This is a genomic window from Lentzea xerophila (assembly GCF_051094245.1).
Taxonomy (GTDB): Bacteria; Actinomycetota; Actinomycetes; order Mycobacteriales; family Pseudonocardiaceae; genus Lentzea; species Lentzea xerophila.
In genome coordinates, this window is the sequence record NZ_CP194934.1 from 6492750 (window position 1) to 6512322 (window position 19573).

A 19573-nucleotide genomic window follows, 5' to 3' on the forward strand; every position below is an offset into this window, starting at 1 on the left:
GCCAGGCGACGACCCCGTCGCCTGGCGCTGACGGCTGTCCGCCGGAAAATCTGCGACAACGGCGAGCACGCAAGCCGGCCCGCCGATGCCACCCCGAGCCGGCCCGCCGGCGTCCGGAACCAGCGTCCGGGAACAGCCCGGCTACGACGTAGCCAGCCGCAGCTCATCCACCTCGGCCTGGAACCCGGCCGCGGTCAGCGTCTCCTCAGCCCGCCGCCAGTGCTCCCGGGCCTCCTCGCCCCGCCCGGCCCGCTCCAGGGCGTTGCCGAACACCCGCAACGAGCGCCCGAACTCCGGCGGGGACCCCATCTCCCGGGCCTGCTCCAACGCGAGCGCCGCGAGGCTCAACGCCTCCTCGGCCGACGAGGCCATGCCCGACCGCAGCCGCCACACCCAGATCCGACCCTGCCGGTCGTCGTGCTCCTCGAAGAACTCCGAGGCCTGCCGCAGCTGCTCCTCGGCCAGGGAGTCCTGCCCCGACCGCACCAGCGTGTCCGCCAGGAACAACCGGATGTTGGCGGCCAGGTCCGGGTCGCCGAGCTTCTGCGCGGCGGCGAGCGACGACCGCAGGAACGAAGCGGACTCCGTGAGCTGACCGGTGAACTGGTGCAACCGCCCCAGTTCCAGCGTCGCCATCAGCTCGCTCTGCTCGTCCCCCAGCTGCCGTGCGATCCGCCGCGCCCGCTCCAGGTACTCCGACGCCGCGCCCAGCCCGCCGGCGCGCCGTTCGATGGCGCCCAGCGAGCAGAGCACCTCGATCTCGCCGTGCTGGTTGCTGGAGGCGACGAACCGGGCCATGGCCTCGCGGTGAGCGGCCCGGGCCTCAGCCGACCGGCCACTCCACTCGTGCATCCACCCCATGCCGTACCAGGCGTACGCCTCACCCCACACGTCACCGGCGGCGGCGAAACCCTCCTGCGCCGCCTGGAAGTTCTCCGAGGCCGAGGCGTAGTCGTGCAGCCGGGCGCGCAGGATTCCCCGTTGCTGGAACAGCATCGGCTTGCGTTCGGGCGGCGCGCACGACAGCCCGAGGCAGTTGATCTGCTCCCAGTCGTCGAAGCGGGCCCGCAGGTCGCAGAAGGCCATCGACCGGATCGCGAGCTCGGCGGCCAGTGCTCCCAGCCCCAGTCCCGCGGCCTGGGTGATCACCGCGTGGATGTTCTGCCACTCCGCGTCGAACCACTCCGCCGCGTCACCGAGGTCGAACCGTTCCAGCGCCAGGGGTTCGAGGCGGACGCCCTGGTGCGGCAGCTCCACGTCCGCCCGCATCGCCAGGTCGAGCCACTGCTCGAACAGCGCCTTCAACGCGACGGCCGGTTCCTCCGACGCAGCCTCACGGCCGAACGCCCGCAACAGGTCGTGCAGCCGGTAACGCACCTGGCCCAGCGCATCGCGCCCCGCGTAGTCGACGAGCCTGGCGTCGACCAGCGCCTCGACGTGGTCCTCCGCGTCGTCCAGCCCCAGTCCCAGCAGGGGAGACGCCACCCAGGCGGGGAAGTCCGGCGTGTCCACGAGCGACAGCAACCGGAACGCCGTCCGGTGCGTCTCGTCCAGGCCGTCGTAGGACAGCGCCAGAGAGGCACGCACGTCCAGATCGCCCAACGACAGCTCGTCGAACCGGCGGCGCTCGTCGGACAACCGCCCGGCGAGCTTCGCGAGCTGCCAGTGCGGCCGCGCGACCAGCCGGGCCGCGGCCACCCGCAACGCCAGCGGCAGCTTGCCGCAGTAGGTCACGATCTCCTGCGCGGCAACGGGCTCGGCGGCGCAACGGGACTCACCGACCGCCGCCCGCAGCAAGGCCAGCGCGTCCGAGGAGGGCAGCACGTCCAGCGGCACGACGTGCGCCGCCTCCAGCCCGGCCAGCGCGGCCCGCGAGGTCACCAGCGCCGCACCGGACGTGGTCCCCGGCAGCAGCGGCCGGACCTGGGCCTCGTTCACGGCGTTGTCCAGCACGACCAGGATCCGCCGGTCCGACAGCAGGTCCCGGTAGAGGTCCACCCGATCCTCCACAGAGGACGGAATGGCACCACCCGACACACCCAGGCCGCGTAACAACCGGTCCAGGGCGGCAGCGGGTTCGACGGGCCTCTGCTCACCACCGCGCAGGTTCAGGTACAGCTGGCCGTCCGGGAAAGCGTCCCGGACGACGTGCGCGCAGTGCACGGCCAGCGAGGTCTTGCCGACCCCGCCCGGCCCGGTGATCGTCCACGTCCCACCGGCGCGCAGTCCGGCCGTGAGCCGGGCGACCTCGTCCGACCGGCCGGAGAAGTCCCCCACCGCGGGCGGCAGCCACGAAGGTCCGGACTGGACCGCGACCGGCGCCGAGGATCCCGCCAGCACCTCCATGTGCAGGGCGCGGAGCTCGGCGTTCGGGTCGATGCCCAGCTCGTCGGCGAGCACGTCGCTGGCCCGGCGGTAGACGTCGAGGGCCTGCGCCTGCTGGCCGGTGCGGTGCAGGGCGAGCATCAGCTGGTACCAGAAGCGTTCGCGCAGCGGGTGTTCCGCGACGAGCGACCGCAGCTCGTCGACGATCTGGTCGTGCCGGCCGAGCTGCAGCTCGGCGTCGTTGCGGCGTTCCAGCACCTCCCAGCGCTGTTCGTTCAACCGCTGCACGTCGGTCTGTTCCATCCGCAGCGACGACACCTGGTCCAGCGCCGGCCCGCGCCACAGCGCCGCGGCCTCGCCCAGCAGCCGCGCCTCGGTCTCCAGGTCCGGCGCGCGCCGCGCTTCGGCACGCAGCCGCTGGAACGTCAGCAGGTCGAGCTGGTCGTCCTCGACGTGGATCGAGTAGCCGGTCGGCCACGTGCGGACGAGCTTGCGGTCGGCCAGGTCGTCCAGCGACTGTCTCAGCCGCATGACGTACGTCTGCAGAGTCGCGCGTGCCGAACCCGACGGCTCCTCGCCCCAGAGGTGTTCCATCAGCTCGTAGGACGAAACCGGCGCGTTGGCCTTCATCAGCAACGCGGCGAGCAGGACGCGCTGTTTGGCCGAACGCAGCTCCACCACTCGGCCGGAGTCGATGACCTGCAACGATCCGAGAACCCTGAACCCCCACCGCCGCTGCATGTGGCCGATCCTAACCAGCCGGTAACCGGAGGTGTCAGCGAAATGTCAGCGGCCGTCGTGATGCTCACAGCCCATGAAGAGGTCAGCACTGATCGCCGCAGGTGCGGTACTTCTCGGCTTGGTCACCGCCACCAACGCGGCCGCCGAGAGCGCCCCCGGCTGCGGACCCGTCACCCAGATCGGCAGCACCGCCTACATCGGTGACCACGGGCAGAGGTGGGCGTCGATCAAGCAGTTCAAGGGGTGCGGCAAGAACTGGGCCTACATCTACACCTGGGACTCGGTGCACAACGCCGGTGCCCCGTACACCCCGGAGCTCGTTCTGATCGAGCAGTGGGCGTCCAAGGACGCGCGCGAACCGTACGGACGCGTCGGCCTGAGGCAGGGCACCTACCGCAAGCAGGAGCTGTGGTCCGGCGGCACCAACACCCTGAGCGACTGCACCTCCGCCTACGCCGAGTGGGACTCCGGCGCGCTGACCTACCGGGCGCGCACCGACATCCGCTGCTGACCGCCCCGGACCGGAGCGGCGTCCAGGGCCCCCCAGCTCGGCGCCGCTCCGCCTCTGACGGTGTCGCCGGGGCTCGAAGCCCAAACCTCTCCTCGGGCCCCGGTGACGCCCTCCAGGCTAGTGCCGCAACCGCAACCTTCGCCGCGTCTTCGACGCTCAGCAGGGCGCCTCGCGGCACCGGCCCCACGCCCACATACAACCAGTATGAGGACGTGGGGCCGGCACCGCGACGCACCCGTCTGAACGCCGAAGACGGGGCAAACGCTGCCGGTTGCGGCACTAGGCCGCTCCCCGCGACGTCGTCATGAACTTCCCCAGACGTGACGACAGCTCGTCCGCGGCTTCGTTGCCGCGCAACCGTTCCGCTTCCTGTTTCAACGGCCGCATGCGATCACGGGTGCGGGCCGAGCGGATGGGGCCGGACACCGTGATCGCCTGTTCCCCGACATCTCGCGCGTGTTCGGCCTCGTTCTGCACCAGGTAGTTCATCGCCAGCGCGGCCAGCCGGAACGACTGGCTGCGCGACGCGTCCTCTCCCCCGGAGGCGATCGCCCTGGTGAGCAACGGGATCGCCGACCGCGCGTACTTCACGTCGCAGGTGCGCGCGAGCTCGGTGTGCACCATGCCGCCGATCGACACCAGGTCGGACAGGTCGAAGAACCGCGCCCACGGCGGTGCCTCCTCGGCGCCGGCCCGGTCGAACTCGTCCTCGGCGCGCGCGAACTGGCGCAGCGCCTGCCTTTCCGCGCCCATCTTCGCGAACGCCCACGCCTCGTTGGCGTGCAGGATCGACACGGCCAGCGTGGACCCGCTGGCCTGCGCGATGGGAAGTCCCCGCTGGAACGACGCCAACGCGTCCTCGGCGAGCTCGTAGTGCAGGTGCACGCGACCCATCCGGTAGTGGAGGTTCGCCTCCAACGCGCTGTTGCCCGACGCGCGCGCGAGGCCCATCGCCCGGCCGAAGTGCAGATGCGCCGACTCCAGCAGACCCATGTCGAACGACGCCCAGCCGGCCAGGTTGTGCAGGTCCGCGATGGCCACCTGGAGCCGGTGCAGCACCCGTCCGGACGAGCCGGCGTCGAGCAGCGGGTTCGCCCAGTTCAGCAACGCGACGCAGGCGTCGCGGCAGGCGCCACCACCATATTCGTGATCCAACGCCCTCAACGCGCCGGTCAGGGTTTCGACATGCCGCACGTCGGATTTGTCCACGCGAGCTGGAAATGCATCGCCGTTGAACATGACTGGCCCTCCTGACGTGCGCCGAGTACCCATTGCACAGATACCCGTTACACACCGCCGGTACTCACCGCGCCGCCGCCACCATCCCGCTGTCGAGCCTGGTCGGGAAGGGTCTTTCGACTCTCCCCCGGTACGTGGGCGCGACCACCACAACGCCGTGCTGGTCGCGCTTACGATTTCGGACGGTCATGGTGATCGGAAAGGGCCAACGAGGTGTCGGCGAAACGGAGCTGAATCAATTTTCCGTGATGGCACCTCACCGGATCGGCCGATCGAGGTCACTCTTGCAGGCTCACCACCCGGGCGGGGCACCGGTCCACCGCGTCACGCACGCCCGGCAACAGCTCCGGAGGCGGTTCGGGGATCAGCACGAGGCCGAGCCCGTCGTCGTCCGACTGGTCGAACACGTCCGGTGCGGCGAGCACGCACTGGCCCGATCCGATGCACCCGGCCTGGTCTATCCGGACCGTCATGTCACCACACCACCGGGATCTCGGCGGCGCCGTAGGTAATCATGTCGTTGCGGTACCTCATCTGTGTCACGGGCACCGCCGGACGCAGGTCCGGGAACCGTTCGAAGAGCGTCCGCAGCCCGATCTGCAGCTCCGCGCGGGCCAGGTTGGCGCCGAGGCACTGGTGCGGGCCGAACCCGAAACCCAGGTGCGACACGGCATCGCGCTCCAGGTCCAGCTCCCCGGCGCGCGGGCACAGCGCCTCGTCGAGGTTCGCGATCAGCGACACGCTCACCCAGTCACCCGCCCTGATCAGCACGCCGTCGACCTCGACGTCCTCGGTCGCCCTGCGGATCAGGCCGGGATCACCGAGCCGGCCGACCGTGTACCGCATCAGCTCCTCGACGATGACGTCCGCGCGGCTCGGGTCACGCCGCAGGATCTCCAGCTGGTCGGGCTTCTCGAACAGGTGCAGCGTGAACAGGCCGAGGAAGTTCGACGTGGTCTCGTGGCCGGCCGCGAGCAACCCGATGCAGAGGAAGATCAGCTCGTCCATGCTGAAGTCGGTGTCGTTGGCCATCAGGCCGATCAGGTCGTCGTTCGTCCCGGCTTTCTTCTTCTCCGCGACGATCGGCGCGAGCACCTCCGCGAGCTTCGTGGCGTGCGCGGAGTACTCATCCTTCGAGCCGTTCTTGCCGAAGAGGTCACCGGCGGTGGCCTGGAACAGCTCCTGGTGCTCCGGCGGCACCCCCAGCAGTTCGGCGATCACCAGCGACGGCAGCGGCAGGCACAACGAGCTGACCAGGTCGGCCGGAGCACCCTTGGCCTCCATGACGTCGAGGTGCTCGTCGACGATCTGCTGGATGCGTGGCCGCAGCGCGTTCATGCGCTTGACCATGAAGCCGCGCGAGAGAGGACGGCGCAACCGCATGTGTTCGGCGCCGTCGATCGCGTTGATGTTGCCGGGCTGGTCGGGGTCGAGCACGGCCTCGCCGTCGTCGGTGCGCATCTCCGGCTGGCCGCCCTTGCGGGTGCTGAACCGCGGGTCGGACAGCACCTGCCGGGCTCCGGCGTAGCTCGACACCAGCCAGGCCTCGACGCCGTTGGGCCACAGCATCCTGACCGGCCCGTCGCTCACGGCCTCGACGAAGCCGATCGGCGACTGGAGCGGGTGGTCGCGTTCGTGGTGGACCGGGCAGACAGCAGCTTCAGTCACGGGAGTTCCCCTCAATAGAACAGAATTGTTCTTTTGATCCATGACCGAAAGTAGCGCAACGACTACGTTCTGACGAGTTATTTGGTCCTAAAAGTACCGATGAGCGGTCGCAACAGGCCGTCGACGATGCCGTCGATGACGCCCTGTTCCTCGGAGCGCAGCACGAACGTCGAGATCAGCGCGGTGATGAGGAAGCCGGCGTCGAGGCACTCCGGCAGCTCGCCACGCGCCTTCGCCCGGTCCACCGCGACCTGGAGGTGCTCGGTGTAGGCGCGGTCGATGTGCTCCTCGCGCAGGCACGCGAGGTCGGCGTCCTGCCGGCTGCCCTCGAGCAGTCCCAGGAAGATGCCGGCGGTGTCGAACGGCATCGGCTCGCCCCACGCCAGCAGGATCTGGCGGACGTCCTCGGCGAACGCGCCCTCGTCCGGCTGCGGCAGGTCGGGCAGGTTCGCCTTCAGGGCGTCGGTGATCAGCCGTGCCTTGGACGGCCAGCGCTGGTAGAGGCTCGCCTTGCTCGCGCGTGCCCGGCCCGCGACGAGGTCCATGTTGAACCGGGCGTAGCCCACCTCGGCCAGCACGGCGAGCACAGCGGCGAAGACTTCCTGCTGACGCTCCGGCGCGTCGAGGGGCATGCGACCCAACCCTGCCTCCCGTGGCTCAGGTGACGTGCACCGTACCGCCGGGGGCGTCCGCGAGCCGACCCGTGCGCCGCACCGACATCCACCGCAACCGCGTGCCGTGCACCGCCGTGACCAACGACTGGATCACCACGGCGTACATCAGCTGCCGGTAGACGATCTGCTGCAGCGGACTGGCCCACAACGGTTTGAGCGACTCGCCGTCGAGCCTCAGCGCGTACCCCACGCTCGCGGTCTGGATCAGCAGGAACGCCGCCCACACGACCAGCGCGAGAGGCGCGTCCGCGACGAAGAACCCATAGAGCACGAAGAGGTCCATCACCGGAGCGAGTAACGGCAGCAGCAGATGGAACGCCACCAGGTAGATGAGCCCGAACCGGCCCATCGGCCCCTTCTCCACCAGGGCGCCGCGATGTTTCCACATCGCCTGAAAAGTGCCGTACGACCAGCGGTAACGCTGCCGGAACAGGCCGTGGAGGGTGACCGGCGCCTCGGTCCACGCCTTCGCCTGCGGACGGTAGGCGACCCGCCAGCCCGCACGGGTCACCGCCATCGTGAGGTCGGTGTCCTCGGCCAGCGTGTCGTCGCTGACGCCACCGACGTCGGTGAGCGCGGCCCGGCGGAACGCCCCGACCGCGCCCGGCACCGTCGGTATGCACCGCAGCGCGTGCAGGATCTGCCGGTCCAGGTTCGACCCGGCGCAGTACTCGAGGTGCTGCCAGCGCCCGAGCAGGCCCTGCCGGTTGCCGACCTTCGCGTTGCCGGAGACCGCGCCGACACCGGTGTCCGCGAACGGCTGCACGAGCTGGCCGACCGTCTCCGGCTCGAAGATCGTGTCGGCGTCCACCAGCACCAGCACGTCGTGCATCGCCGCGCGGACGCCCGCATTCAGGGCGGCGGGCTTGCCCTGGTTGGTCTGGCGGAGCACGGTCACGCCGGGCAGGCCGAGCTCCTCGGCGAGGTCCGCGGTGCCGTCGGTCGAGCCGTCGTCGACCACGATCACCTCGACGTCGGCGAGATGGTCGTTCGCGGCGATCGACCGTACGGTGGCGGCGATGTTCAGCGCCTCGTTGAACGCGGGCACGACCACCGAGACCGGCGGGGCGAACCACGGCGGCGGCTCCCGCTCGGCCTCGCGCCGCAGCCGGCGGTCGGTGTGCGCGAGGCCGAGCTGCATCAGGGTGCGCAGGAGACCTGCCAGTGCCGCGAGCGCGATAGCAGTGCCGAACAGCCCCAGCGCCACGCCGCCGTTGCGCTGCGACCACGTGGTGACCGCGCCGGTGAACCGTTCGCGCGCGGTGGTGGCGACGGGCTGGTCGTCCGAGACCGGGACGAACCGGTAGCCGGGTGCCTTCGCGAGCTCACGGGCGACGTCGCCGCCGATGCTGCCGTCGTCGCGCAGCCGGACGACGCCTCCCTCTTCCCGTAACGACAACTTCACCAGCGTGCCGACGTCCGGGAACTCGTGGTCGCCGCTGTCGATCTCGGCGGGCGCGCCGATCAGTCGCGTGTGGACACCGAGCGCGTCGGCGAGCGCGGCCTGCGCGAAGGCGATGTTCAGCGGTTCGGCGTGGTCACCCTCGGCGCGGAAGCCGTCGATGCCGATCTGATGCCCCTCCGCGACGATCCGGCGTGCCACCTCGGGGTGGCGGGTGACCTGGGCGCCGGTGACGAAGAAGGTCGCTTTCACCCCGGCGGTCCGCAACCTGTCGAGGGCGCGCGGTGTCCACCTCGGGTCCGGACCGCCGTGGAACGCCAGCGCCAGCGTGCGGTCCGGCATCTCCCGGTGCACCCCGTTGTGCCGCAGGGGTTCCGGCCGGACCGCCGCGTAGGCGTGGAACGACGCCACCCCCATCAACACCAGCAGCCCGAGCACGAGGGAGATCCAGTGCAGCCGCGGAGCGCGTCTCACCAGGCTTCCAGCAGCGTGCCGCAGACGACGGCGGTGAACCCGATCAGTCCACTCGCGACGGTCCAGCTGACCAGCCGCGCGACTACCCGTCTACCGCCGCTGCGATCGACGAAGACCTGCATTTCCCGTTTCCCCCGGTGACCAGGCGGACGACCACGACCACCAGTGCCGCGCCGACCGCTGCCGCCATCCACGGGAACCCGCCGACCAGCCACGGGACCGCGTCGGCGGCGAACTCCCTGCTGCTCCCCCACGGAGCCTGCCTCTTCGACTGCCGGTCCCACGCCGCGTTGCCCACCGCGACGGCGACGAACACGAGCGGCGGCGACGGTGCCACCGTCCACAGCCCCACGCGCCGCACGAGGGCCGAAGCCACGATCGTGCCCGCCACCAGCCAGATGCCGAAGGCCCAGCCGAGGTCGTCCCCGCCCGCCACGATCCCCGTCTGCGCGAACACCCCCAGCATCGCGACGGCGGCGAGACTGGGCAGCTGAACCCCCACGAGCGCCTAGAATAGTTCGTCAGTTCCGGCGTTCGGTGACCCAGGTGGCGATCTGCGCGCGTGAGGTGAACCCGAGCTTCTGCAGGATCCGCTCGACGTGGCCCTCCGCCGTCCTGCGCGCGATCACCAGCCGCGCCGCGATCTCCTTGTTCGACATGCCACCGGCGATGAGGTCGGCCACCTGCTGCTCGCGCCGCGTCAACGGCGTGAGCGTCACGACCGGCGCCGGGTCCCGCACCTGCTCCTCCCCGATGGCGAACGCGATGGCGTCCTCCAGTTCGAGGTCCATGCCCTTGCGGAACGCCGCCCGGAACCGCTGGTCGCCCAGTGCCCTGATGGACGCCGACTCGCACTCGCCGTGCGGGGCGCCGAAGTACCGCGACCCGAACATGGGGTAGCCGACCGACTGCCAGATCTCGTTGGTGGCGCCCAGCAGCGTCGCCGCGCGTTCCGCGTCGCCCTGCGAGGCCGCGATCCAGGCCAGCACCTCGATAGCGAGCACGATGCCCAGCAGGTCGTGGAACGTCCGCTTGATCCGCAGGCACTCCCTGCCGAGCCGGTCGGCACGCACGAGGTCGCCGCTCACCCACGCGCACAGCGCCAGCACGTAGATCGCGTACGCCTGCGCCCACAGCTCGCCGTGCTCCTCGCCGACGGCCTTGGCCTCGACGCAGAGCCGTTCCGCGGCGGCGAAGTCGTGCTGGAACGTCGCCGAGATCGCGAGCTCGATGCCGGCGAGCATGGTGTGGCTGTTGACCGTGCCCTGTCCCCGGTAGAGGCGGATGGCCTCCGCGAACAGGCTGTCGGCCAGGTCGAGGTCGTCGCCGACCAGGTGCGTGCAGGCGAGGCGGTGGGTCGAGTAGGCGAGCGCGGTCCCGTCCCCCGACTCGACGGCGTACCGGCGGCACTCCTCCAGCATGCGCGTGGAGGCGGGGATGTCGCCCTGCAACGTCGAGACGTAGCCGTTGACCCACAGCGCCTTCGCCCGCGCCGGACCCGGTTCCGCGCTCGTCAGGGCGCGGTCGAGCCAGTGGCGGCCTTCGCCGAGCATGCCGCAGCCCGCCCAGTAGAACCACAGCGTGCCGGAGAGGTGCACGCAGTGGTCGCCGGCGTTGTCGGAGCAGAAGTCGAGCGCAGACCGCAGGTTCGCCTGTTCCAGTCGGGTGAGCGAGAAGATCTGCGGCTGGGCGGGGCCGAACCACTCCTGCTCCCGCCGCTCGGCCCAGTCGATGAAGTGGTCGCGGTGCCGTTCGCGCATCACCCGCTCACGTCCCGCGGCACGCAGCTTCTCCAGGCCGTACTGCCGCAACGGTTCGAGCAGCCGGAAGCGGGTGCCGGACGGGTGCTGCTCCGACACCACGACCGACTTGTCGACCAGGCCCATGAGCGAGTGCAGGACGTTCTCGCGCGCGACGCCCTCGCCCGAGCAGACCCGTTCCGCCGCCTCCAGGTCGAACGTGCCGGAGAACACCGACGCCCGCGCCCACAGGATCTGCTCGGGCCGCGTGCACAGGTGGAAGCTCCAGTCCACCGCGGCGTGCAACGTCTGGTGCCGCGGGTCGCCGCCGCGCTTGCCGTCCACCAGCACCCGGAACGTGTCGTCCAATCTGGACAGCAGGTGGTCGAGGCTCAGCACGCGCAGGCGCACCGCGGCCAGTTCGATGGCCAGCGGGATACCGCCCAGCAGCGCGCAGATCTGGCTGACCGTGTCGTGGTTGTGCGCGCTCAGGGCGAAGCCCGGTTCGACGGCGGCGGCCCGGTCGGCGAACAGCGCCAGCGCCGGGTCCCGCGGCAGCGGCGCGACCTGCCAGAGGTGCTCGCCGTCGACGCCGAGGCGTTCGCGGCTCGTGACGAGCACGCGCAGGCCGGGAGCCCCGCGCAACAACGCGGAGACGAGGTCGGCGGCGGCCTCCACGATGTGCTCGCCGTTGTCCAGGACCATCAGCATCTGCCGGTCGTGCAGGTGTTCCAGCAGGACGGTGCGGTGCTTGCGGACCGTGTCGTCGTGGATGCCCAGCTGCTCCAGGACCGTGTGCACGACCAGTTCCGGGTCGGTGACGCCACCCAGTTCGACGAACCACACGCCGTCGCGGAACGCCCGGTGCGTCTCGGCGGCCGCCCGCAACGCGAGCCGCGTCTTGCCGACACCACCGACACCCGTAAGAGTGACGAGGCGGGACTCGGACAGCAGCCTCCGCACGTCGGCGACATCTTGCCTGCGGCCGACGAAAGTAGTTGTGTCGGCAGGCAAATTGCCTCTGCGACCTGGGGAAAGCGTACCGCCCACAGCGGAACCCTAGGTCGGTCCGATCTCCCGCTGCAACGCGGTCCCCCGGAGGTACCAACCGGAACACGGGTAGTTACCCCCTAGGGAGCATCCAGTCACCACGTCAGTCTTGAAGGCTGGGGACGCGCATCCGGGAGGGGAGCCGATCATGGCCGGTGACAGCCTCGACGTGGACGTCCGGGAACAGAACGGCGTGCTCGTCGTCCGGTTCAGCGGCCGGCTCGACTGGACGACGTACATGCGCGCGCAGGACGTGCTGCTCGACTGCGCCACCAAGGAGCTCGTCGGCGTCGTGGTGGAGCTGGACGAGCTGGTCGCGGAGTCACCGGCGCTGCTCGTGCTGTTCGACGTCGTGTGGCTGTCCGCGGCGCACTGGCCGGGCATCTCGCTGAGCCTCGTCGTGAGCGACCACCGGCTGCGGTCGACACTGGAGTCGCGCGGCCTGCCCCGGCACATCCCGATGCACTCGACGACGTCGGCCGCCGTGGCCGCGGTCGTGCGGCTGCGGCACGAGGACCGGGTGGACGCGGCACTGCCCACGTGCCGCTGCCTGCCGCACGTGGCCGAGCGGATCACCGAACGCGCCTGCGAGCGGTGGGGTATCCAGTCGATGCTCGACGTCGCGCCGCAGGTGGCCGTCGAGCTCGTGTCGCACGTCGAGGACGACAGCCCTCTCACGCTGATGCTGCGCATGCGCGGCGACAAGCTGTCCGTCGCCGTGCGCACGACCACACGGTTCGACCTCAAGCAGTGGCACATCATGCGGCACAACGTCGCGTCCATCGCCGTCTGCAACTTCTCGATGGGCGAGACGCCGGCGGGCGGCGGCCGCCAGGTCATCTGGGCGTTGCTCGACGTGCCGGAGGACAGCCGGCGGCCGCCGATCGCTGTCCCTGAGGCCGCCGTCTTCACCCATCAGGCTTAACCGGGCTCGCGGACGTTCGCGAATCGGTGGGCTCGTGACGGTGATGCCGCTGGGGCGCGGGACACGATCAGTAGCCCGGTCCGCGCCCCGGCAGTCACTTCGCCTGCGGCAGCTTGACCTTCTTCTTCGCCCCCGGTGCCGACGGCGGCGGCACCACCGGCCCGATGTCGCCGTCCGGCGCCACGTCGAGGTCCACGATCACCGGCGCGTGGTCGCTCGGCCCGGTCCCCTTGCGCGCGTGCCGGTCGATCCACGCCGCCTTCGCCCTCGGCGCGACGGAACTGGACGCGAGGATCAGGTCGATGCGCATGCCGAGGTCGCGGTGGAACATGCCGGCGCGGTAGTCCCAGTAGCTGAAGATGCGCTCGTTCGGCCACCGGTCGCGCACGACGTCGTGGAACCCCAACGCTTCGATGGCGCGCAGCGCGGCGCGTTCGGGTTCGGTGACGTGGGTCTGGCCGATGTACGCATCGGGGTCGAACACGTCGGCGTCGGCCGGGGCGATGTTGATGTCGCCGCACACCAGGGCGTCCGCGGGACCGGACTCCAGCACGTCGCGCAGGGCGGCGAGCCATTCGAGCTTGTACTTGTAGTGGTCGGACTCGGGCTCACGGCCGTTGGGCACGTACAGCGAGTGCACGCGCACTCCGCCGCACGTGGCCGCCACGGCGCGTGCCTCCACGTGGGGGTATCCCGGTGCGCCGGCGATGCCCACCTCGACATCTTCCAGTCCCACGCGGGAGAGCACAGCCACGCCGTTCCACTGGGTCTCGCCGAACAGCGCGACCTCGTAGCCGCGGTCCGCGAGCTCGGAACCCAGCAGCGCCGTGAAGGCGTCGTCGGCCAGCTTGGTCTCCTGCAGGCACACGACGTCCGGCTTGCGCTGGTCCAGCCACGGCAGCAGGCGGGGCACGCGTTGTTTGACGGAGTTCACGTTCCAGGTCGCCACTCGCACGCCGTCAACCGTAGCCACCGCCGCTCAAGCCCGCATCGAACGAGGCGACCTCAGTCCACGCGCCGCCAGCCACGCGACGACCGGCAACACGACGAGCGTCAGCAAGCCCCACTGGAGATTCCACACGCCCGCGACCGCTCCGACCACCGGTGAGCCCAGGCCGCCGATGCTGACCGCGAGCCCCAGCGTGACGCCGCTGGCGGTGCCGAGACGGTTGGGCAGGTAGTCCTGGCCCAGGGTGACGTGCAGCGAGAACGGCACGTACAACGCCACGGCCGTGAGTGCCACCATCAAATAGACAGCAGGACCGGGCACCAGTGCGACGCCCGCGACAGCAGGCACCGCAACGGCGTACGACACCTGCAGGACCCGGACACGGCCCCAACGCCCGGCCAGCACGCCGCCGAGCAACGTGCTCGCGGCACCGGCTCCGAACAGCACGACCAGCGCCGCCGCCCCGGCCGCCGGGCCGCCCCCGACCCGGTCGGTCACCCAGATCGCGAGGAACGTGCCGAGCCCGAACGTCACCATCGACCGCGCGACGATCACCACGGTCAGCCTGCTGAACTGGCCCCAGTCGTCCCGGCCGGGACTCGCCACCACCGAAGTCGGAGCACCCTGCACGCCACGCAACGCGACGGCCGTCAACACCCCTCCCACCAGCGCCGGAACGGCCAGCAACGGGCTTGCGGCAAGCCCGCCGAAGGCGAGCACCGGCGTCACCAGCACCGGTCCCAGCGCGAACCCGGCGTTGCCGCCCACCGCGAACCAGCTCATGCCGACGTGGCTGTCCTGGGCGACCCGGCGCGCGAGCCGGGCGGCCTCCGGGTGGTACGCGGCGACGCCGAGACCGGACAACGCGATCGCGAGCCAGGTGAGCAGGTACGAGTCGCTCACACCGGACAGCCCGATGCCCACCCCGGCGACCGTCATGCCGGCCGGGACCAGCCACGGCAGCGGACGCCGGTCGGTCAGCACGCCGAACAACGGCTGCACGACCGAGGACAGCAGCGTCGCGGCGACCGTGATGCCGGCCGCCGCGACGTAGCCGTAGTGGCGTTCGGCGACGAGGAACGGCACCACGGCCGGGACCGCGCCCTGGTAGAGGTCGTTCACCGAATGGCCCGCGACCAGGACCGCCATCCGCCGGCGAGAGGAGTTCACGCACCGATCGTCGCGACCCGCGCGGGTTCGCGATTCCGATATTCTGCCGATGTATGTCGCATACTCGCCATCTGCCGGCGGCGCCGACCACGAGCCGCGACCTGGCGGGCACCAGTGGCGTGACCGCGCATTGGCACGACGAGCACCAGATCGTCTACGCCAGCCGCGGCGTCGTGGCCGTGCACACCGAGAATTCGCGGTGGATCGCACCCGCGCACCGTGCGTTGTGGATCCCGTCCGGCGCCGTGCACGCGCACCGCGCGTACGGCGTGACACGGCTGCATTTCCTTGGCCTCACTCAAAACCCGTTGAAGCTCAACGAACCGACAGCGCTCGCCGTCTCCCCTCTGCTGCGTGAGTTGCTGATCGCCTACACCGAGCTCACCGACCGAGAAACCCCTGCGGCCAAACGGATGCGCTCAGTGCTGCTCGACCAGCTCGCCACCGCGTCCGAACGACCCGTACGCGTACCCGCCGCCCGCGACCCCCGGCTCGCGGCGGTCTGCGCGGCGCTCGAGACCGACCCCTCGGACGCACGCGGTCTCGACGCGCTCGGCCGCGCGGCCGGGGCGAGCGGCAGGACGCTGACCAGGCTGTTCCGTGACGAGATGGGCATGACCTTCCCTCAGTGGCGCACGCAGTTGCGGCTCTACCACGCCCTGCGGCTGCTGGCCGAGGGTCACCCGGTCACCGCCGTCGCCGTGCGATGCGGGTTCGCCACCGCGAGCGCGTTCATCGACGTCTTCCGGCGCTCGCTCGGCCACACGCCCGGTTCGTACCTCTAGAACCTCGTACGTCTAGACCCGTCTTCCGCACATAGAAGTGAGTGACTTGATCAGGCGGCCCAGTGGCTGCCTGATCAGGGAGTTCTGCCAGGGTGTCCGGTCGTGGATCAACGTGGACAGCGGGCCCGGTATGTGACGGCGAGGCTGGAGAAGTCGCTGGGCGCGTTGCCGGTCGTGGCCGACTACTGCCGCCGCCTGGACCTGGCCGGGATCATCGACCGGGCGTGTCCGGTGCGTGATCTCGCGCATCTGAGCCACGGCCAGGTGATCGAGGCGCTGATCGCGAACCGGCTCACCTCGCCCGCGCCGCTGGTCCGGGTATCGGAATGGGCCGGCCAGTGGGCGGTCGAGGAGGTTTTCGGCATCGCCGCCGAGCTGCTCAACGACGACCGGATCGGCCGGGCGCTGGACGCGATCGCGCCCGAGCTGGACGGGATCATCGGATCCGTTGGGGCCCAGGCGATCTCGGCGTTCGGGCTGGAGGTGTCCCGGCTGCACTGGGACATGACCTCGATCTCCCTGCACGGGGACTTCGCCGGCAACGACGAGGACTACCCGGCCCCGAAGTACGGCCACCCCAAAGACCGCCGCCACGACCTCAAACAGATCCAGGCCGGGCTGGCGGTCACCTCCGACGGCGCGGTCCCGGTGTTCCACCGCGCCTACGACGGCAACGCCGGCGAGGTGACTCAGGTCGTCGCGGCGATGACCGCGCTGACGAAAATGGCCGCGCCGCGGGACTTCTTGCTGGTCGGGGATTCCAAACTGGTGTCCTACAGCAACCTTGTGGCGATGGCTGATGCCGGTGTCGCGTTCCTGGCGCCCGCGTCCAAGACCTACGTCCCGGCCGCTGTCCTTGCCACGCTGGACATCCACGCCGCAGTCGAGGTCGACCACGTGGCCGAACGAGACCTGGGAAAGCCTACCGCCGAGCAGGGCCGGTGGCGGGTGCTCGAGGACACTATGACGCTGACCGGGCCCCGCAAGAAGGACCCCGTGCTCACGCTGCGCCGGGTGTTCGTGCACTCCACCGCCCGCGCCCAGGCCGCCGTCACCGCACGAGAACGCAAACTCGCCCAGGCCCGCGCCGACCTGGGGCGGCTGGCACGCGGGCTGGGCAGCCGGCACTATCCCGACGCCGCGTCAGTCACCGCCCGGATCGCCACGATCAGCAAGGCCCGCCGGGTCAGCGCCTTGCTGCGCGCCACGGTGAGCACCGACCCCGCCACCAGCAAACCCGCCCTGGCCTGGGAGTTCGACGACCAGGCCCTGGCCGCCGAGGCCGCCCTCGACGGCTGGCACGCGCTGCTGACCAACCTTCATCCCGCCGACGCCGACACGGCCGAAGTGCTGCGCCGCTACAAGGGCCAGGAAACCGTCGAACGCCGCTACGGCGCGTTCAAGGGACCACTCGCGGTGGCGCCGCTGTTCCTCAAGAACAACCGGCGCATCGCCGCGCTGATCACCGTGATCTGCCTGGCACTGCTGATCTTCTGCCTGATCGAACGCCAGACACGACTCGCGATCGCCCCGCACACCACACTCGACGGACTCTACGTCGGACGCCCCGCCAAACCCACCGGCCGGCTGATCTTCGAGGCGCTGGCCCGGCTCCGGCTCATCCCTGCCACCGCGAACGAACCTCCCGGCATCCCGCAACCACCACCACTACAGGCCACACTCCTGGCCCTGCTAGAGGTTGATCCAACCAGGCCAAGATGATCAAATCCCACCTCGGAAATGATCACCAAAGTTGATCAACCCCCATGTGCGGAACGCGGGTCTAGAAGACGGAGAACACCTCCTCCGCGCGGTCCCGCCGCACGAACATCTGCCACGCGGTCTCCGCGATGGCGTCCGGGTCCAGCGTGTGCCCGGCCACGGTCCCGAACTCCTCGGGCTTGCTCTTCACGACCTGGTGGATGTCGCCGCGTTCGACGAGGCCACCGATGGTGAGCGTGCCGGCGTAGACACCCTTGTCGACCAACGCCGCGTTGAGCGTCAGTGCGTAGTTGCGCAACGCGGCACCCGTCAGTGCGAGCGCACCGAGCATCGGCATCGGCTGCACCGCGCTCAGCCCACCGGCGAACAGCAGGCCACCACCGCGCTCGATCACCCCCGGCAGCACGTGCTGGGTGACGTCGATCGCCGGGTAGAGCCAGTCCATGGCGGCCCGCGCGTCGTCGGACGTCGTCGTCGTGATCTCACCCGGCCGGTCGTTCAGGTCCGTGGCACCCGGCCCGTAGTAGACGGCGTCCACCGGACCGATCGAGTCCAAAGTGGACGAAAGCTGGTCCCGATCACGCACGTCGACGGCGAACGCCCGTGCCTTCACCCCCGCGTCGGCGAGTGAGGCCAGATAACCCTCGTGTCGCCGGGTACTGCGGGAGATCAGCGCGACCTCGTAGCCCTCGCGCCCGAACCGGTGCGCGATGGACATGCCGAGCCCGGGACCGACACCGAGCACGACTGCGGTGGGAGACATGGATTCCGTCCTTCCGAAAGCTAATTCGAGGTAACCCTCGACTTACTCGGCCGACGCTACCACAGATTTCGAGGGCACCCTCGACTTAGTGGCTGAGTAGGATCCGGCGCATGGTCACCGCGTCGAGGCCCCTGCGTGCGGACGCGGCACGCAACCGGGAGAAGCTGCTGGCAGCGGCCGCGGAACTGTTCGCGGAACGCGGCCTCGACGTGCCGCTGGAACACATCGCCCGCAAGGCCGAGGTCAGCATCGGCACGCTGTACAAGCACTTCCCGACCCGCGACGACTTCGTGGCGTCGATCTTCCCCGAACGCCTCGCCACCCTGGACGTCATCGGCGCGAAGGCACTGGCCGAGCCGGACCCGTGGCACGCGTTCGCCGGCTACCTGGACGACCTCTACGCCCTTCAGGCCGAGGACCGCGGCCTCAACGACGTCCTCGCCCGCGACCTGCCGAACGCCCCCGAGGTCGTCTCGGCCTGCCACCGCGGCGTCGGCCACGTCCAGGTCCTGATCACGCGGGCGCAGGACGCCGGCGTCCTGCGCCCGGACTACTCGATCGCGGACATGGCGACGCTGACCAGGGCGATGGCCCAGGTCATCCGCGACTCGCCCGGCGAGTGGCGCCGCTTCCTGTCGATCTACGTCGAAGGCCTGAAAGCGTAGGCCGGATCAGTCGGTGACCCTGACGTCCATTCGCACCGTGGCACCGCGATAAGCCTGGAAGTACCGCTGGAGCTGCCCACTGCTCGCCGTGCACCCGACCTTCGTCAAACCATTCTCGGAGGTGCTGGGCAGGACCACGGAACACCGGGCGAGATAGGTGTTCTCGTCTTGCCGGAGGACGTAGAAGGTCGCCGACCCGGAACCCTTTCCCCCGTGATTGCGGAAAATCGCGCTCATCTTGCACGCATGTGGCTCACACGGCCCGTCCCAGTCCGAGGAACTCAGCCGGAAATCAGGACGCTTCGGCTTGGTGGTGGTCACGACCGGGGGCTTCACCCTCTTGGTCGTGGTCTCCCCCTTCACCGCCGTCCAGCTCGCCCGCGTGGTCGTCGTCGGCACCGAGGACGACGACTTGCTCGCGACACCGATTTCCTGCAGCAGATTGAACCCGGTCAGCCCCTGAATTCCGAGCAAGATCGTGAGAATGCCGCCGATGGTGCCGACGACGACATTCCACTTCTTGTATTCCGGTTCGTTGTCGGCTTTCTGCTTTTCATCCCCCTCGCCGGCCATGCCTCCAGAGTACTGGAACCGACCACCCGAGGAGTACGTATTCTCATTGACAACGAATCGCGCGCGGGCAGCGATCCGGCTTGCGGAACCCGCCGCGTGCCAACGGTCTGGTGGGGCAGGTGGGGCTCGAACCCACGACCTGACGGATTATGAGTCCGCTGCTCTGACCAGCTGAGCTACTGCCCCCTCGCAGCGGCC

General features: G+C 70.0%; 17 protein-coding genes and 1 tRNA gene. 5 read left to right on the forward strand and 13 right to left on the reverse strand.

Translation table 11 applies throughout. The annotated features are described in order from the left end of the window. Positions 1–141: 141 nt before the first annotated feature. Entirely contained in the window at positions 142–3066 is a 2925-nt protein-coding gene (locus ACRSBM_RS30785) for a BTAD domain-containing putative transcriptional regulator (RefSeq protein WP_434448672.1), read from the reverse strand. Positions 3067–3139: 73 nt separating this feature from the next. Here ACRSBM_RS30785 and ACRSBM_RS30790 point away from each other — a divergent pair, with 73 nt between their 5' ends. Beyond that, a complete protein-coding gene (locus ACRSBM_RS30790; protein ID WP_434448674.1) occupies positions 3140–3577 on the forward strand; it encodes a hypothetical protein in 438 nt (145 codons plus the stop codon). Positions 3578–3856: 279 nt separating this feature from the next. Here ACRSBM_RS30790 and ACRSBM_RS30795 read toward each other — a convergent pair whose 3' ends face one another. The 7 genes from ACRSBM_RS30795 to ACRSBM_RS30825 form a co-directional block, all read right to left on the reverse strand. Beyond that, the gene (locus tag ACRSBM_RS30795) at positions 3857–4786 is read right to left on the reverse strand and encodes a hypothetical protein (protein ID WP_434448676.1); all 930 of its coding nucleotides are present in this window, start codon (positions 4784–4786) and stop codon (positions 3857–3859) included. Positions 4787–5094: 308 nt separating this feature from the next. Beyond that, positions 5095–5289 (reverse strand): ferredoxin, encoded by a 195-nt coding sequence (locus tag ACRSBM_RS30800; RefSeq protein ID WP_434448678.1) that lies wholly within the window; start codon positions 5287–5289, stop codon positions 5095–5097. Position 5290: 1 nt separating this feature from the next. Beyond that, positions 5291–6484 carry a cytochrome P450 gene (locus ACRSBM_RS30805; RefSeq protein WP_434448680.1) on the reverse strand — a complete coding sequence of 398 codons (1194 nt, stop codon included), beginning with the start codon at positions 6482–6484 and terminating at the stop codon, positions 5291–5293. Positions 6485–6561: 77 nt separating this feature from the next. Next, a complete protein-coding gene (locus ACRSBM_RS30810) occupies positions 6562–7116 on the reverse strand; it encodes a TetR/AcrR family transcriptional regulator (protein WP_434448682.1) in 555 nt (184 codons plus the stop codon). Positions 7117–7141: 25 nt separating this feature from the next. Then, the gene (locus tag ACRSBM_RS30815; protein WP_434448684.1) at positions 7142–9034 is read right to left on the reverse strand and encodes a glycosyltransferase; all 1893 of its coding nucleotides are present in this window, start codon (positions 9032–9034) and stop codon (positions 7142–7144) included. Positions 9035–9116: 82 nt separating this feature from the next. Further along, the gene (locus ACRSBM_RS30820; protein WP_434448686.1) at positions 9117–9536 is read right to left on the reverse strand and encodes a DUF6542 domain-containing protein; all 420 of its coding nucleotides are present in this window, start codon (positions 9534–9536) and stop codon (positions 9117–9119) included. A gap of 19 nt (positions 9537–9555) precedes the next feature. Beyond that, positions 9556–11736: an ATP-binding protein gene (locus ACRSBM_RS30825; RefSeq protein ID WP_434448688.1), complete on the reverse strand. Its 2181-nt coding sequence runs from the start codon at positions 11734–11736 to the stop codon at positions 9556–9558. 235 nt (positions 11737–11971) lie between these two features. On the opposite strand from ACRSBM_RS30825, the gene ACRSBM_RS30830 reads away from it, so the two are divergent. After that, positions 11972–12748: a hypothetical protein gene (locus ACRSBM_RS30830; RefSeq protein ID WP_434448690.1), complete on the forward strand. Its 777-nt coding sequence runs from the start codon at positions 11972–11974 to the stop codon at positions 12746–12748. A gap of 94 nt (positions 12749–12842) precedes the next feature. Here ACRSBM_RS30830 and ACRSBM_RS30835 read toward each other — a convergent pair whose 3' ends face one another. Beyond that, positions 12843–13703, reverse strand: a complete 861-nt coding sequence (locus ACRSBM_RS30835; protein WP_434448692.1) for an exodeoxyribonuclease III — start codon at positions 13701–13703, stop codon at positions 12843–12845. Positions 13704–13727: 24 nt separating this feature from the next. Beyond that, entirely contained in the window at positions 13728–14846 is a 1119-nt protein-coding gene (locus ACRSBM_RS30840) for an MFS transporter (protein WP_434453275.1), read from the reverse strand. 74 nt (positions 14847–14920) lie between these two features. On the opposite strand from ACRSBM_RS30840, the gene ACRSBM_RS30845 reads away from it, so the two are divergent. Next, positions 14921–15652 carry an AraC family transcriptional regulator gene (locus tag ACRSBM_RS30845; protein ID WP_434448694.1) on the forward strand — a complete coding sequence of 244 codons (732 nt, stop codon included), beginning with the start codon at positions 14921–14923 and terminating at the stop codon, positions 15650–15652. Between the two features lie 102 nt (positions 15653–15754). Further along, positions 15755–17374, forward strand: coding sequence for an IS1634 family transposase (locus ACRSBM_RS30850; RefSeq protein WP_434440539.1), 1620 nt, complete (start codon positions 15755–15757; stop codon positions 17372–17374). Positions 17375–17435: 61 nt separating this feature from the next. Here ACRSBM_RS30850 and ACRSBM_RS30855 read toward each other — a convergent pair whose 3' ends face one another. After that, positions 17436–18137, reverse strand: a complete 702-nt coding sequence (locus tag ACRSBM_RS30855) for an SDR family NAD(P)-dependent oxidoreductase (protein WP_434448696.1) — start codon at positions 18135–18137, stop codon at positions 17436–17438. Positions 18138–18247: 110 nt separating this feature from the next. On the opposite strand from ACRSBM_RS30855, the gene ACRSBM_RS30860 reads away from it, so the two are divergent. Further along, entirely contained in the window at positions 18248–18802 is a 555-nt protein-coding gene (locus tag ACRSBM_RS30860; RefSeq protein WP_434448698.1) for a TetR/AcrR family transcriptional regulator, read from the forward strand. A gap of 6 nt (positions 18803–18808) precedes the next feature. On the opposite strand, the gene ACRSBM_RS30865 is transcribed toward ACRSBM_RS30860, so the two are convergent. Next, complete coding sequence (locus ACRSBM_RS30865) at positions 18809–19375, reverse strand: hypothetical protein (protein ID WP_434448700.1); 567 nt, start codon at positions 19373–19375, stop codon at positions 18809–18811. A gap of 108 nt (positions 19376–19483) precedes the next feature. Beyond that, positions 19484–19561: transfer RNA gene (locus ACRSBM_RS30870), tRNA-Ile, on the reverse strand. Positions 19562–19573 lie beyond the last annotated feature (12 nt).